Annotated in this window: 12 protein-coding genes; all 12 read right to left on the bottom strand. The window is 54.2% G+C overall.

From position 1 onward, the window contains the following. Positions 1–79 precede the first annotated feature (79 nt). Positions 80–1,654 carry a cohesin domain-containing protein gene (locus AB1611_12615; GenBank protein MEW6380433.1) on the bottom strand — a complete coding sequence of 525 codons (1,575 nt, stop codon included), beginning with the start codon at positions 1,652–1,654 and terminating at the stop codon, positions 80–82. Positions 1,655–1,671: 17 nt separating this feature from the next. Next, complete coding sequence (locus tag AB1611_12610) at positions 1,672–4,164, bottom strand: right-handed parallel beta-helix repeat-containing protein (GenBank protein MEW6380432.1); 2,493 nt, start codon at positions 4,162–4,164, stop codon at positions 1,672–1,674. Between the two features lie 406 nt (positions 4,165–4,570). Next, the gene (locus tag AB1611_12605) at positions 4,571–5,398 is read right to left on the bottom strand and encodes an energy-coupling factor transporter transmembrane component T (protein MEW6380431.1); all 828 of its coding nucleotides are present in this window, start codon (positions 5,396–5,398) and stop codon (positions 4,571–4,573) included. An 88-nt stretch (positions 5,399–5,486) separates the two neighbouring features. After that, on the bottom strand, positions 5,487–6,755 hold the full coding sequence (gene ftsZ / locus AB1611_12600) for a cell division protein FtsZ (protein MEW6380430.1): 1,269 nt from the start codon (positions 6,753–6,755) through the stop codon (positions 5,487–5,489). 115 nt (positions 6,756–6,870) lie between these two features. Further along, positions 6,871–8,115, bottom strand: a complete 1,245-nt coding sequence (gene ftsA / locus AB1611_12595) for a cell division protein FtsA (protein ID MEW6380429.1) — start codon at positions 8,113–8,115, stop codon at positions 6,871–6,873. A 25-nt stretch (positions 8,116–8,140) separates the two neighbouring features. Then, the gene (locus tag AB1611_12590) at positions 8,141–8,893 is read right to left on the bottom strand and encodes a cell division protein FtsQ/DivIB (protein ID MEW6380428.1); all 753 of its coding nucleotides are present in this window, start codon (positions 8,891–8,893) and stop codon (positions 8,141–8,143) included. A 22-nt stretch (positions 8,894–8,915) separates the two neighbouring features. Continuing rightward, positions 8,916–9,830, bottom strand: coding sequence for a D-alanine--D-alanine ligase (locus AB1611_12585; GenBank protein MEW6380427.1), 915 nt, complete (start codon positions 9,828–9,830; stop codon positions 8,916–8,918). A gap of 83 nt (positions 9,831–9,913) precedes the next feature. Continuing rightward, positions 9,914–10,825, bottom strand: coding sequence for a UDP-N-acetylmuramate dehydrogenase (gene murB / locus AB1611_12580; GenBank protein ID MEW6380426.1), 912 nt, complete (start codon positions 10,823–10,825; stop codon positions 9,914–9,916). After that, positions 10,822–12,228, bottom strand: coding sequence for a UDP-N-acetylmuramate--L-alanine ligase (murC, locus tag AB1611_12575; GenBank protein MEW6380425.1), 1,407 nt, complete (start codon positions 12,226–12,228; stop codon positions 10,822–10,824). The genes murB and murC overlap by 4 nt, the downstream gene beginning before the upstream one ends. 20 nt (positions 12,229–12,248) lie before the next feature. Then, complete coding sequence (gene murG, locus AB1611_12570) at positions 12,249–13,391, bottom strand: undecaprenyldiphospho-muramoylpentapeptide beta-N-acetylglucosaminyltransferase (protein ID MEW6380424.1); 1,143 nt, start codon at positions 13,389–13,391, stop codon at positions 12,249–12,251. A 119-nt stretch (positions 13,392–13,510) separates the two neighbouring features. Continuing rightward, the gene (gene ftsW, locus AB1611_12565; protein MEW6380423.1) at positions 13,511–14,608 is read right to left on the bottom strand and encodes a putative lipid II flippase FtsW; all 1,098 of its coding nucleotides are present in this window, start codon (positions 14,606–14,608) and stop codon (positions 13,511–13,513) included. After that, a complete protein-coding gene (murD, locus tag AB1611_12560; GenBank protein ID MEW6380422.1) occupies positions 14,595–15,971 on the bottom strand; it encodes a UDP-N-acetylmuramoyl-L-alanine--D-glutamate ligase in 1,377 nt (458 codons plus the stop codon). The genes ftsW and murD overlap by 14 nt, the downstream gene beginning before the upstream one ends. Positions 15,972–16,013: the final 42 nt, after the last annotated feature.

Genomic DNA, 16,013 nt, shown 5'->3' with positions numbered 1-16,013 from the left:
ACGCGGGATACCCCAAAAGCATCAAAGCCCGGCTGAAGGTGTTCCCCTTCAGCCGGGCTTATAGTTTCACCACCCACGTCTAATCATCCAGGCAGGAAGGCTGTCCAAGGTATGCCTTGAACAGGCACAGCGCATCGGACGGGGTAGTCTGCCCGTTCCCATCGACATCAGTGCACGGAGGGCATTCACCTATTCCAAGGTAGCACCTGAAGACTACCAGGGCATCCTGGGGAGTGATTTTCCCATCGCCGTTCTGATCACCGGTGCAGCTTAACCCGATGCAGAAGCATCCCCGGCTTGCAGAGAAGTAGTGTGCAACGTCATCTAACAGGTCATCCAGTTCCAGGGGATAGCATTCCTCTTCCGGATCGCTGATCACAATAAATTTCAGCAGGACCAAAGACCCGTTTGCCCCCTGCGGGAGGCTGCTGTCAGTCAGGCCGCCTATCCGCACTCTGCCTGAGTCGATCAGATTAACTTCAAACAGGTCGAAGGAGGTTGTCAGGTCTCCTCTCGCATAGCCTGAGTATTCCAGAACGCTTTCATCGAAGAGGACATCGAAGCCAAAGGCGGAGATTGAACCAGGCGCGTACTTGACTCTGACTGCAATGGTAACTTCCTCTCCCGGCCTTCCCGAAGCTCCCTGGATATCTATGGCTCCTGAATCGTCTTCCGTGCAGCCGCCTGCCGGTATTGATTCGCAATGGACTGTATCATCCCCTCCCTGGCAATCATCATCCTTGCCATTGCAGGGGATTTCCGGAGCCCGTGGATGGACAGTGCTGTCCGCATCGTCGCAGTCGAGACTGTTGGCGACATAGCCGGAAGGAGGAGAGCAGGCCTGCCTGCTTCCGGCGGACTGACCGTACCCATCGCCGTCGCGGTCCGGGTAATAGGTATTCATCACTCCTTCGTCTATCTGGTTGTCACAATCATTGTCCTTCCCGTCGCAGACTTCGGTCTGAGGCAAAGGTGCATTGCAGTTGACCCAGCGTCCATTCTGGCAAACTTCATGGCCCCTGCCACAGGCAGTGGCACAGGTCTGAGTCAGGCCCTCATCGATCTGGCCATTGCCGTTATTGTCCCTCCCATCGCAAATTTCCTGCCATGTCGGCGTACCTGCACTGACGGTTATCTCACCGCCCTGGCCGGTGGTGGACAACGCTGCTCCTGCCGGTGTGGAGGAAGAAGGAGAATTGGTCAGCGTCAATTTCGCCCCTGGTGCAGCGGATGCGGCGAGCGAGAAGGTAATGGTGGCCACCTGACCGTCCGGAATTGTTCCGGTTGACGAGCCCACTCCGCTGGTGCCGGAAAAGTTGGGAATGACGGCCATCCGTACAACACCCGTTGACGGGGTGCTGCTGATCAGGGTTTTATTACTCGAAGTCCCCTCGGCAATGGCCGGATTGAGCCTGGCCGTGGGATTGAGAAGCATCTGCGAATTAAAGCCGATATCAACGGACAAAGCGCCCACCTGATTTCCATTGGCCTGCAAAGACACTGGTAGCGTGATAAGGGAGCCGGGAGCCCCGGAAGCATTGGCCAGATTGATGCTCACCGCTCTTGTCTGCGCCGATGCGGACATGAGATAACTCCCCGGCCAGCAGCAGGCTGCCAGCGTTATCATCAGAACAAGACATATTTTTTTATTCATACGGTTTTTCTCCTTCCTTATCTCCTGCCCAGAAAGGCGTTGATGACCCTGGTCAACTCATCAATCGTCACCCGGCCATCGTTGTTGATATCACCGGGGACTCCCGAAGAAGAACAGGAAGAAGAACCGGTGCCGATTTCAATGGTATAATGGTCGTTGAACTCCCTTCCATAGAGGTAGGTATATCCGTCGGTGGCGCGGGACCGGGCGTACAGCCGGAACTGATAGGCGCAATTGTGCCATTGGCTCCAGTCGCCGGGCAGGGAGAATTCCGTCTGGGTAACTCCATACCAGGTATGGGGGGATGAGGCGGTGGCAGTTGCATATGTCTCATACTCGATTACCCCGCCCGGTTTATTCTTGCCCCACAGGCAATCCAGGCTGAAATAGTCCAGATATCCTTCAGGATGCGAGGCGGTAATGACAAACCGCAGGTTTTCACGGTCATTATTGAGGTGAATGACGGCACATTCCGGAATGTTGCCATCGGTGGCAGGATCGTAGTTAGGATTGCCATGATCATACTTAACCCAGTGAATCTCGGCTTTCACCTGGCTGTTGTTGACGATGATGGTCAGGTGATCCATGTCAGTAGGGTCGATAGCCTGGGGATCGGGGGAGCCCGGAGTGACCTCGATCAGTCCAGTCTTTGCGGCATTCCACCTGAAGGCCCGGATCTTCAGGCTGTATTTCCCGTTCGGCACGGCAGCGCTGTTCCAGATCATGCGAAGATCGGACTGTGACCAGTAAGCTCCCTTGTTCAATTCATACAGCGAGGATATACCACCCCGCTCGAGCGGACCCAGAGTAACGACGTCGTACTTGACCTTTCCCCCATCGAGGGTAGTCTTCACCTTGGCCAGCGGATCATTGAGCGGTACGTAATCACCGGCAGCGGGCGCGGTGCTGGTATTTATCCATCGGGCGGCCAATATCTGGTAGAAATCGACAGTATCCAGCGGGCCGAACTGGCCGAAGAACCTGAGCTGGCCGCCAAAGGGGCAATCCACCCACTGGTGAATCCGCAGTTTGTCAGCCAGGGATTGACTGACCTTGGCCAGACCACAGGAAGGATCAGACTGAGCCTGGGGAATCGCAGCGGTCGGGATGTTGCCGATATCGGTAAAAACAAAGCCGCTTTCCTCGCCTGCCGGAGTTCCCAGCGAGCCTCCGAATCCGCCATAGAGGCCCATATCGTTTCTGCTTCCATCCGGATCATTGTAAATGGGATTCGGATCACCCGCATCGAGGCAGGGGGAGAGAAGACCCAGGTGATAGTTACCCTCATCGGAATTGATAAACAAAGGATCTGAGGAAATATCTCCTGGTCCCGGAGCGGCTACCCCGCCGGTCTGCTGATTGTAGTTCTGCCCATTTCCCCAGACATCATTATAGGAAATGACCGGAGCGGCGCTATAGATGGCGCAGATGCCATAGCCGTTCTGGGTGATGATATTATTCTTGATAACCGGCGCGGAGCGGTAGCACCAGACCCCATCATACCGATTGCCGGTGATGGTATTATTGACAATCGCTGTGCCGCCCGATTCCTCCCAGGCCACATAAATCCCGACTTCCTGGTTGATGAGCAGGTTATTGGTAATGGACAGGGTTGACTTGAGGCAGCAGATGCCGTAATCGCAGGTCGAATTATCCTCATAGCCATTTTCATCGAAAACATTATTCCGGATAATGGCAGAGGAATTGGATGTCACGATCCCATCCTTATTATTGACCAGCCGATTGCAGGCAATAGTCACGTTGGAACTGGAGTACAGGATAATACCGGCATGTCCCGTGCCGCTGTTGGTAATGGTAAACCCGCTGATCTGGCCGCCTGAAACACCGTTATATGTCACTACATGCCCCGATCCCTTTCCCTGAATAACGCTCCCGTTCAGCAGGGGTAAGATCGATCCGGGCTTGACGATCTGCGGGCCGGTATACAGTGATCCATACGAGGGTATCTTAATGGTCAGGCTGGCGGTCGGGCCGGGATAGTCGATCTCCCTGGCGAGAGTTTGAACAGTAGATGTTGGTTGCAGGATCAGCCCTGGGGAAGTTATCGTTATGGCCGGAGTTGCCAGGGCCAGTGAAACAGCATCTCTCCCCCTGACAATCGGCTGGTATGCCGGCTGTATATTCGGGATTTCCAGCAGACCGGGATTTATGACTTCCGGCGGGGGGTCAGGCCAGCCGATCTTTATCGGATACTTGTAAATCAATTCTGGTCTGAGCAGCTCGATACTGGTGGAAGGAGGCTGCGGAACCCAGGTAGTTGCCCCTGCACCGGTCAGGATTACATTTTTGTTGATTACGATGTTTTCCGTGAATACCCCCGGACCGACCTCGATGGTGTCTCCAGATGCGGCGTTATTGATGGCCGCCTGGATGGTGGTGTAATCTCCTCCGCTTTTCGCCACCCTGATAGTTTTTCCCACGACAGCAGTACCCATAAGATGGAAAGCTGCCAGGAGTGATATAAAAATAACAGTAAATTTTCCTCTCATGAACCTTTTCCTCCCTCTGGCCGTAAATTAGTAAAAATGTTAAAAAACGTTATAGATAAAAAGTGATAAATAATAAGGTGATAAATAAAAAGTAACAGAAAGCAGCAAAGTTCCTTATCATAGAATAAGGTCCTTCTATGGGGGGATTTCTCTTGAGGTTACGGAGTTTGAGTAATAAAATTTTAAGCAAGATTGATGCCGCGAACTGGCCAGATATAATACATTGCTAATATATTGTTCTTGTTAAATATTAATTGGGCAGGTTATGTTTTAGAGTAACTCACGATGGAAGGAACCAGGAAATTTTTTTCATATCTGGCAGAAAGACACTGTTTTTTAATGATATGCACAGATGACATTTATTTCATAGGGTGACATTTACGTATCTTCAGATTGTGGCTTGTGCTCACCACCCTGGCCGCACGATGTACCCTGCCTGCTGCTGCCTGAGAATCAGCCCGGCCAGGAACAGCCCCGCGAGCACCAGGGCTGCCACATCCCGTCTGTGCAGCCGGGGAAAGTAGAAGTGCTGCCTGCTCACCTCTCCGGTATAGCCCCGCTGCTCTATGGCCAGGGCCAGAATCTGGGCTTTGCGGACAGTGGACAAAAATATGGGGCTGATCAGGGGGACAAGGTTTTTGGCATAGCCGATCAATCCCTCTTCCCCGGCATATCCTGCCCGGCTCATCTGAATCTGGGTGATCCGCTTTCCTTCCGAGAGCAGCACCGGGATAAACCGCAAGCTCATGACCATCATCAGGGTAATGTCAGGGACTGCAATACCCAGCCGGTAGAGAGGGTAAAAGATGCACTGAACACATTTTATCAGTTTGACCGTGGAAGTGGTCCCAAGGAGCAGGAAGGAGGCAGTGGCCATCAGGCAGAGCTGAGCGATCAGGGTTAACCCCTTCCTCACTCCTTCCTGTGTCACGGTGAGCCCCAGCCCCGGAATCTGGTAGAGAATCCGGCCAGGGGTGAAGAAGAAGTAAAAAAGGTTGCCGAAGATGAAAAACCAGAGCAGGAATTTCAACCGGTGGATCAGGTAACCGATTGATATCTTTCCTACTTTGGCCGAAAGCACGAGGGATATGCCGGTACACAATAAGATCCCTGGCGAAGGGTAGAAAAACACAACCCCGAAAAACCCGAACAGAATGACCAGTTTCGTCCAGGGATCCAGACGGTCGAGAACCGATTCCCGATCTGCCTGATTATAGCACCCGATCGAAAACATTCAAGGTCACATCTACTCCTGATCCGGTACTCCTGATCCGGAAAAACCTGCCCTTTTTAGCCCTTAATCCGTTGATTTTTCTTTCTTCTCAGTCAATCTGACGCCGGAGGAAAGTCGGCACGTTCAGATGCTCGTCTTCATCCCTATCCGGATTGTCCAGAAGGCCCAGATTCTCCGAACTGACTATCGACCGGCCCCGGGCAAAACGAGGACCCGATGAAGAGGACAGGCTTTCAAGGCCTTCTCTTTTCCCTGCCCTTTTCTCCTGGAATTTCTCCTGGACCTTGTCCTGGGTCCGCAGGTAGGTCGGGACATCCCGGTTTCGGGGATTGTAGCTTTCCGGCTTCAGCCTGGCTGCCTGCGTTACCACGTTTTCCAGTTTCTGCACGCTCTCTTCCCGGTGGTCGAATCCGGTGGCGATCACGGTTACCCGGACCTCATCCACCATTCCTTCGTCATGCACGGAACCGAAAATGATATTGGCATCCTCGTGAACCAGCTCGGAAATAGCTGACGATGCCTCGTTCACTTCCCACAGGGTCAGGTCGCTTCCGCCGGTGATGTTCAGGAGAACCCCACGGGCACCTTCGAGAGAGTTATCCTCCAGCAGAGGACTCGATATGGCCTTCTTGGTCGCCTCTAAAGCCCGCTTTTCTCCTCTGGCAATGCCGGTGCCCATCAGAGCGGTTCCTTTTTCCGACATGATGGTCTTAACATCGGCAAAATCCAGGTTAATCTCTCCATGCTTGGTAATCAGATCCGAAATTCCCTGCACTGCCTGGTGCAGAATTTCATCCGCCATGCTGAAGGCACTCCTCATCGAGGTCTGAGGTTCGATGATGTTCAAAAGCCGCTGATTGGGGATCGTGACCAGAGAGTCAACGGCTGCCTTCAGCTCCTCAAGCCCTTTTTCGGCCTGCATCATCCTTCTTTTCCCCTCGAAGATAAAAGGCTTGGTCACCACAGCCACGGTCAGAATACCGGCCTTTTTGGCAATATTGGAAATCACCGGAGCTGCACCGGTCCCGGTGCCGCCTCCCATACCGGCGGTGATAAAAAGCATATCCGCTCCCTGGACAACTTCCAGAATCTTTTCCTCATCCTCCTGGGCAGCCTTGCGGCCGATTTCCGGATTTGCTCCGGCCCCCAATCCCCGGGTCAGCCTGGCGCCCAGTTGCAGCCGGTTTACCGCCGGAGAATTTCTGAGTGCCTGTAAGTCGGTATTTACCACGTAAAACTCCACACCCTGCATTTTGGAGTTAATCATCCGGTTGACAGCGTTGCTTCCGCCTCCTCCCACCCCGATTACCTTGATATTCGCTGAACATTCGTAATTCTCTTCAAGATCTATTGGCATCACCATGCCCTCCTTTATAAGCATTAAGAAGTCAGAAGTCAGGAGCCAGAAGTCAGGAGTCAGATGAAATACTCTTTTTTTCTGACTCCTGACTCCTGACTCCTGACTCCTGCTTTTAAAAGAAATCCTTCATCCAGTCTTTCATCCGCTTGAGAATGTTTTGGAAAAGGTGACTATCGCTCTGTTGAGTCTTGAAATTAACCTTTTTTTGACCGCTCTTCCATCCATAGAGAATCAGGCCCACCCCGGTGGAGTATTCAGGACTTCTGACCACATCCGCCAGCCCGCCAAAGCCGGTTGGGATGCCTATCCGCACGGGTAAGTCAAAAATCTGTTCGGAAATTTCCACCATCCCGGCCATGAGCGACGAGCCGCCGGTAATGACCACTCCTGCCGGAATCAGATCACCATAGCCGCTGCTCTTGATCTCCCGGTCAACCAGTCCGAAAATCTCCTCAGCCCTGGGTTCCATAATTTCCGCCAGTACCTGACGCGATACGGTCCGGGGCCTTCGCCTTCCGACTGTGGGCACATCGATCGTTTCCTCCCCATCCAGCAGGGCGGCCATCACACACCCGTACTCTCTTTTTATCTGTTCGGCCTCCTGGTTAGGGGTCCTCAAACCTACGGCAATATCGTGGGTAAAGTTGTCCCCGCCAAGTGAAATAACAGCCGTGTGCCGGATGCTTCCATCCACGAAAATGGCTAAATCCGTGGTCCCTCCTCCAATATCGATCACCGCCACGCCCAGTTCCTTTTCATCATGGGTCAGGGTAGCCTCGCTGGAAGCGAGCTGCTCCAGAATGATATCCTTTACCTCAAGCCCGGCACGGTTGACACTTTTGATAATATTCTGGGCGGAAGTAATGGCTCCGGTCACGATATGGACTTCCGCCTCCAGCCGGACCCCGCTCATTCCCAGAGGCTGCTTGATCTTGTCCTGATTATCGACGATATACTCCTGCGGCAGGACATGGATCACCTCCCGGTCCACGGGCAAAGCTACAGCCTTGGCAGCATCGATGACCCGGTCGATATCGTTCTGGGTGATCTCCCGGTTCTTGCCTAAAATAGCAATCACCCCCCGGCTGTTGATGCCCCTGATATGCCCTCCGGCAATGCCGACATAGGCTGAATCCACCTGAATGCCGGACATGACCTGCGCCTCATGGACCGATCTTTTGATGGATTCGACCGTGCTTTCAAGGTCGATGACCACTCCCTTGCGCAATCCGTGGGAAGGGCTGAGGCCAAGGCCGATGATATCGATCTCACCCCGGCTGCCAACCTCTCCGATAATAGTACAAATCTTGGTTGTGCCAATATCCAGCCCTACAATAAGGTTATCTTTCTTAACCATTTCCCTCACCTCCTTTTTCGGAGAGTTAACCAATATGCTTGTGTGGTTTGATAATAAGCTGATTCTTGTATCTCAGGTCAATATATTGAATACCGGACACACTGGCCTGGATGGTGCTCCAGGCGGACTTCAAATACTGGAGGTTCTCCCGCAGGTTACTGCTCCCAAGCCGGATCTCACAGCCTTTCCCCTGGCTGGAGAGAATGAGATTCTCCGGACTCTTTACCGATATTTCCCGAAACTTTGCCAGCCACGGGGCTCTCATTTCCTGCATCAGAGCAAGGGCATTCAGGGCTGACTCCAGCCCGGGAGAGTCAGGCTTACAGCCTGCGCCAGCCCCCTTCAAATCCAGCCCCCTGATAAGCGGCAGGCTCTTCCATGCCTTTTTGTTCCCTATGGCCGTAATCAGTACACCCTCTCTATCCACCAGAAAGAGCTGATCGGCATGAAGAATACCAAAAGGCACCCGCTCCTCGATCTGAATCTCCAGGGTGGAAGGCATAACCCGGCGAATGGATAAATTCCTGATCCATCCGTCGGACCGGATCTGCTGATACAGGTCCGGCAGGTTGACCTTGAAGATACACCGGCCATAGGCTGCTGAAAAGGCCAATTCCCCGATCTTCCTCGTATCACACCGCTCTGCTCCGGCAAGGGTAATCCTGGATACCCGGAACGTTTGAATCCTGTCCAGGAGCCGGTACCCGCCCCACACTGCCAGAGAGCAGGTCAGGGCTGTCAGGGTTGCGATAAACAGTCTCTTCTTCCAGGTACTCATGGCATTTCCCTGTGTATTTGTATCAGTCCTGCTCACAAGCTGAAACAAGAATCCTTTTCACCAGTTCCTCAAACGAAATCCCGGCCACCCTGGCCGCCTTGGGCAAAAGGCTTGTTTCGGTCATACCGGGAATGGTATTGACCTCCAGCACAAAGGGGTTCCCCTGCCGGTCGATCCGGATATCCACCCTCGATACGCCCCTGCACCCAAGCGCCCGATGAGCCTGCAATCCCCAGTATTGAACCTGCTGATAGAGGTTTTCCTCAAGCCGGGCAGGCACGACGTATTCCGTTTTCCCCGGCGTATACTTGGATTCATAGTCATAAAACCCTGACAGGGGAATAACCTCTACCACCGGCAGGGTCTGATTGCCCAAAATCCCTACCGTAACTTCCCGTCCATCGATGAAATCCTCGATCAGGGCTTCCCTGCCATACCGGAAGGCATGGGCGCAGGCAGCTTCCAGGTCAGCGGGAGACCTCACCAGAGAAACACCAAAGGTGGATCCCTCCTCACAGGGTTTGACGATGACCGGATACTTCCAGACCAGCTTTTCGGTTTCTTCCGGCTGAGATAAAAAATCCGCCTGACTCAAGACCGCAAACCTTGGCGTAGGGATATTATGGAAACTCAACACAGCTTTGGTCCTGGCCTTATGAAAGGCAAGAGCGCTGGCCAGAACATTGGAGCCGGTGTACGGTATCCCCATGATCTCTAAAAGCCCCTGAACCGATCCATCCTCTCCGTTCTTTCCGTGCAGAGCCAAAAATACCAGATCAATCCGCTCGGCTGTCAGTTTATTGGCAATCTGGCCGTCAGCATCGATACCCACTACCTGAAACCCCTGGCTTCTCAACGCATTTTCGATGGCACGCCCTGTCCTGAGCGATACTTCACGCTCCGAAGAGGTGCCTCCCATGAGTACAGCAATTTTCATCTCAGATAAATTCTTCTTAGGCATTATTCTTAATCCTTTATCAGCAGTTGTCTGGTTCATCATTCTCCACGATCTCGATTCTCTCATCCTTCTCCCACGAGCAGAACCTCTGTCTCCAAAGTAAAACCAGAGGATTGATAGACTTTTTCCCGGATCACATCGATTAACCGTACAACATCGAAACAGGAAGCTCCCTCCCGGTTGATGATAAAATTGGCATGAATGGTCGAGATTTGCGCACCACCGATCGAAAGCCCTTTCAGCCCGGCCTGATCAATCAGCCTGCCCGCTGATTCGCCCGGCGGATTCCTGAATATGCAGCCTGCCGACCGGTCCCGCAGGGGCTGGGATTTCAGCCGCTCCGTATACCGCTCTTTGATCCTGGCCAGGATGATCTCCTTATGCTCAACCTGGCTGAGCTGAAGAGCGATAGCAGTAATGATACTCCCCTCCGGCAGGGAGCAGTGGCGATAGGAGAAATTCAGGCTCCCGGCTGGCAGCACTCCGGTCGATCCATCTGCATAGACCAGATGGATGTCCCTGACCAGAGACCCTATCCCTTCTTCAGCCGAACCTGCATTCATGCATACTGCTCCACCGAAAGCCCCCGGAATACCAGTAGCAAATTCCAGGCCGGACAACTTGTGCTGAACCGACAGCCGAAGCAGCGAAGAGAGGGGGCAGGCGGCACCGCCGATAAGTTCATGTCTCTGCACTCCGGCCTTGGTAAATTCTCCATCCAGGCGGATCACCAGCCCCCGGATTCCTCCATCCCGCACCAGGATATTGGTTCCCCTGCCCAGAATAAAGACCGGCTGCCGGTATTCATCGGCCAGGGAAAGGAGCAGGCGCAATTCATCGAGGCTCTTTACTGTGGCCAGGCACTCAGCCGGCCCCCCGATACCGAACGAGGTATGATATTTCATGGGTTCCTGAAATTTCACCTCTCCCGGAAAAGCGCTTGTCAGCCGGTCCGCAAAGCTCCGACTCATCATGAAAATTTCTCCTCGACCAGGGCCACGATCCGGGAATCGAGCTTCCAGATATCTCCGGCACCCAGGGTCAGAATCATATCTCCGGGCCGGACCATATGTCCGATCAGGGCCGGTATCTCATCCTTGTCAGGAATGTAGTGCACATCCGTATGGCCGCTCTGTCTGACCCCTTCGGCCATTGCCAGGGCATTGATGCCCTCGATCGGCCTTTCTCCAGCCGGATAGATATCCGTGATGATCAGGGTATCGGACTGGTAAAAGGCAGTAGCGAACTCCGCCAGCAAATCCCTGGTTCTGGTGTAGCGGTGAGGCTGGAAGATCACGATCAGGCGGCGGCCCGTTACTGCCCCTTCCGCTTCAGTGGCCAGAACGCTCCTGGCTGTGGCCAGAGTAGCCTGTATCTCCGCAGGATGATGCCCGTAATCATCGACCACATAGGTGTTGTTCACCCTGGCCTTGATCTGGAATCGCCGGTCCGCTCCCCGGAAGGCAGCCAGGCCCTCCCGGATAGTGTCAAAGGAAAGTCCAAGGTCAAGACCTACGGCTGTAGCAGCCAGGGAATTATAGACGTTATGGATTCCCGGCACGTTCAGCACCATCCGGCCAAGTTTTTGTTCCTTCCAGATAACCTCAAAGGAAGATTGCAGCCCTGCGGCCTCGATGGCTGAAGCCGTAAGGTCCGTCCGGCTGATCAGACCATAGGAGATATACCGTTTCCGGATGTCAGGCACCAGGGCCTGAATATTCCCCTGATCCAGGCAGATGACTGCGGTTCCGTAGAAAGGCACCTTATTGATGAAATCCAGGAAGGCGGCCTTCAACCGATCCAGTGAGCCGTAATAGTCCATATGCTCTTCATCCAGGGTAGTGACCACGGCAATGGCAGGGCTCAATTGCAAAAAGGAGCCGTCACTTTCATCCGCCTCGGCCACCAGAAAATCCCCCTGCCCCAGCCAGGCATTGCTGCCAAAACTGGCCAACCTGCCGCCGATGACGGCAGTGGGATCAAGGCCGCCCTCGGCCAGCACCGTGGCGATCATCGAGGTGGTAGTGGTTTTCCCATGAGTTCCGGCAATGGCAATGCCGTACTTCATGCGCATCAGCTCAGCCAGCATTTCCGCTCTGGGGATAAGCGGAGCAGTGGAGTTTCGAGCGGCCAGAAGCTCAGGGTTATCCTGCCGGATGGCTGAAGAATAGACCACCACATCGGCAGAGCCGATATTGTCAGGATGATGGCCAATGGTCACGGCGACGCCGAGCTTGCGCAAGTGCAGGGTATTTTCCGATTCGGCAATATCCGATCCGCTCACCCGAAAGCCCAGGTTGTGGAGCAACCCGGCCAGACCGCTCATGCCGATACCGCCAATGCCGATAAAATGTATGTGGTTGATCTTCCAGTGCATAATTCTTTGCCCTTACTCTTTTATTCTGGCTCCTGGCTCCTGACTCCTGACTTCTCTCCAACTACCTTCAGGCATTCCTGCACGATCCTCGATGCCGCCTCCGGCTTCCCCAGCCGTTTTGACTCTTCCTGCATTTTGGCCAGCATCTGGGGATGCTCCATCAATGTCTGTATCCTGGCCCACAAACCGGCACCCGTAAGATCCCGTTCCAGAATCATTTCCGCAGCACCCACTTTCTGGAGCTCTGCGGCGTTCATGGCCTGATGATCGTTAACCGCATACGGATAGGGGATCATGATGGCCGCTTTGCCCATCAGGGTGATCTCGGCCACGGTGGTGGCCCCGGCCCGGCAGACTACCAGGTCCGCCGACTGATAGGCTTCCATCATCCGGTAGATGAAGGGCAGGGCTGTTGCCCTGACCGGAAGTTCCTGATAGTGCTGCTGCACACGGTAAAAATCCTCCTGCCCGGTCTGGTGGATGATCTGAAGCTTCTCACCAAGCCCCTTGGGAAGGCCGGCCAGCCCTTCCAGCACCGCCTCGTTGATCCTGTGCGCACCTTTGCTCCCGCCAAAGATCAGCAGGGTGAATTTCCCTTCTTCCAGGCCAAGCAGTGACCGAAAACTGCTGTTACTCTCACCCTCACTCCCGGCTGCTGCCTGGCGGACAGGGTTTCCGGTCAGGATGATTCTCTCGTCGGGCACGGAAGGAAAATACTTTTCCGTACCCGCAAATGAGATAAACACCCGCTCAGCCCATCTGGCCAGCATCTTATTCGCTCCTCCGGGAAAAATGTTCTGCTCCTGGATGACGAGCGGAACCCTGTGCCATTTTCCGGCCACGATCATCGGAACCGAAGGGTACGCCCCAAGGCCGATGATCAGCAATGGATGAAAGCTCTGCACCAGACGGCCTGCCTGCCGGATGCTCCAGGCAAGACCCCCCAAAGCCCGCACGGTACGCCAGGAAACACCCCGGAAACTTTCGACCGGCAGTGTACTGTATCTCCATCCTTCTTCGGAAATAATCTGCTGGTCGATCTTTCGCCTGGTTATGCAAAACAGAATCTGGGAATCCGGCCTCTGCCTCCGAAACTCCTGGGCAATAGCCACTCCGGGATACAGATGCCCGCCTGTTCCTCCGCCAGCCAGGATGATGTTCATCGTTTTTCTTCCGTAAATTCGCTATAATCAAAATTTTTCATTTCCATCATCGAACTTTTCCAGCCAATATGCCGAAAAGAAGATCAGGTGAGTCCGGCCTTTTCGGCTTTCGATGCATCTTACGCATGTTGAGAGATATTCAGTAAAATTCCCGCAGCTACAGCATTCACCACCAGGGAAGAGCCGCCGTAACTGACAAATGGCAGGGGCAGCCCCTTGGTTGGTAATACTCCTGCGGCTACGCCGACATTAATCAGCGCCTGCAGGCCGATCAGACAGGTGACTCCCAGGGCCAGGTAACAGGCAAAGGGGTCCTTGCTCTGGCGGCTGATCCTGAATCCCCGCCAGATGAACACCCCGAACAGGACCAGAACAGCCAGTGCACCGATCAGGCCAAGCTCCTCGCCAATAACGGAAAAAATGAAATCCGTATGCGCTTCGGGAAGATACCCCCGCTTTTGGATTCCCTGTCCCAGACCCAGACCAAACCACCCTCCGGTGCCCAGGGCACATAAGGATTGAATTATCTGATATCCTCCCTTTTTCGGGTCTTTCCAGGGGTCCAGGAAGGTCACGATTCTTCGCCATTGATAATCGATCAGGTAAATCCGTCCCGCCAGAACTGTCAGAAATAGCAGGCCCAGCCCGAAAAGGTGGCTTTTTCTGGCTCCTGCGGCAAAGATCAGGGCAAAGGCTACGGCCATAACCAGCACACTGGTGCCAAGGTCCGGCTGCTTCACAATCAGGAGAAGCGAAAAGCCAAGGACAATGCACAGCGGCAGAAATATGGCCTTCATATTTCCGATTGCTTCCGCCTTTTTGGTCAGAAAATGCGCCAGATACAGCATCAGGGCAAATTTGGCAATCTCAGCCGGTTGAAAGGTGATACCGGCAAGATTCAGCCACCGCATGGCTCCGCCGGACTGTCTTCCCAGAGCGGGAAGGAAGACCAGCATCAGCAGGATGAGCGACGACAGAAGGATCACATAGGTCCAGGTACGCCACCAGCCATAGGGAACAGACATCGTGCAAAAGAGAACCAGCATGGCCAGCCCGGCATACAGGGCCTGTTTCTTCAGGAAGTAAAAGGGCGACACCTGGTAGCGGGAACCCTCGGCCACCAGTGCGCTTGAACTGTACACCATGACCAGCCCCAGGCCGATGAGCATCACCACCGTTAGAAAGAGAATCTGATCGTAGTTCCTAGCCCTCGGCATCCTTGAGCTCCTGAACAAGCTGTTTGAAAACCTGCCCGCGATGGGCATAGCTTTGAAACATATCGAAACTGGCGCAGGCCGGAGACAACAGCACCGTGTCTCCCGGAGCAGCCAGGGAAAAACCCTGCTGCACCGCTCCCTTGAAAGAATCGAAACAATAAACCGGAACGATCTGCCGGAAAAACCGATCCACCTTTTCCCTGGATTCGCCGATAGCCAGAATGCCCCTGACGCGGTCCCTGACCAGGGGGATCAGGGGATGGTAATCATTCTCCTTGTCCCTGCCTCCCAGAATCAGCCAGATCGGCCCGGTGATACTCTCGATGGCCCGGACCACGGCATCCACATTGGTCCCTTTGGAATCGTCGATGAACCGCACTCCCCTGATTTCAGCGACAAATTCAATCCGGTGGGAAAGCCCGGTAAACTCATCGATGCTGTGCTGGATAGCGGCCTGGTCGATCCGGCAGAGCCAGGCAGTCAGGGCAGCGGTCAGGACGTTTTCCCGGTTGTGCCCGCCGGAAAGCTTCATCCGGCCAAGCGAGCAGATGTGCTCTTCCCGTCCATCGAGCCGGGCCACGACATCCGTTCCCCGGATCATCACGCCTTCGTCAACCGGGGCATCGGTCCGGAAAAAGAGCAGCTTCCCCGATCCCTGGCGCATCGCAAGGAGTTGAGGCGTGGCTGCATCCCTGGCATTGATCAGGGCGAAATCTTCGGCTGTCTGATTGGCGAACAGCCGGGCCTTGGCCTGGACATATTCGTCCCAGGATGCATAGCGGTCCAGGTGGTCGGGAGTGATATTGAGCATGATTCCCACCCGCGGACGGAAGCGGTGAATGACCTCCAGTTGAAAGCTGCTCACCTCGGCAATGATAAACTCCGCCTCCGGCTGCTCGCAGACCAGGGGAGAGAGGGGGGTGCCGATATTGCCGCCGAGGATGATGTTGCGGCCTGCGCGGGTGAAGATATCACCCAAAAGGGTTGTGGTCGTGGTTTTCCCATTGGTTCCGGCAATGGCCAGGAAGGGAGCGCGAGTGAGCATAAAGGCCAGCTCCAGATCATTGGAAATGGGAATATTGTGCGATCTCGCCTCCTCAAAAGCCTGCTGCCGGATTGGCACTCCCGGACTGACCAGGATAAGGTCCTGGTCAAGGAACGTCTCGACCCGGTGCGTCCCGAATTCAGCCCGATATGAAAGCCCCTGCAATTCACTCAAAACAGCGGAGAATTCAGCTTCCGGCCGGATATCGTTGATCGTGACCAGAGCCCCCTGTTCAGCCAGGAGCTTTGCCAGGGCCACTCCCGTTTTGGCCATACCGACGATTAAGACCCTCTTCCCCTTGAATTCTGAGATATGCATATGGATTTTCCTTTAAAAAATATTTGAACCACGAAACACACG

The sequence above is a fragment of the bacterium genome (assembly GCA_040755755.1).
Taxonomy (GTDB): Bacteria; SZUA-182; SZUA-182; order DTGQ01; family DTGQ01; genus DTGQ01.
The sequence above is the reverse complement of the archived record's forward strand: the minus strand, read 5'-3'. Positions and strand labels throughout refer to the sequence as shown.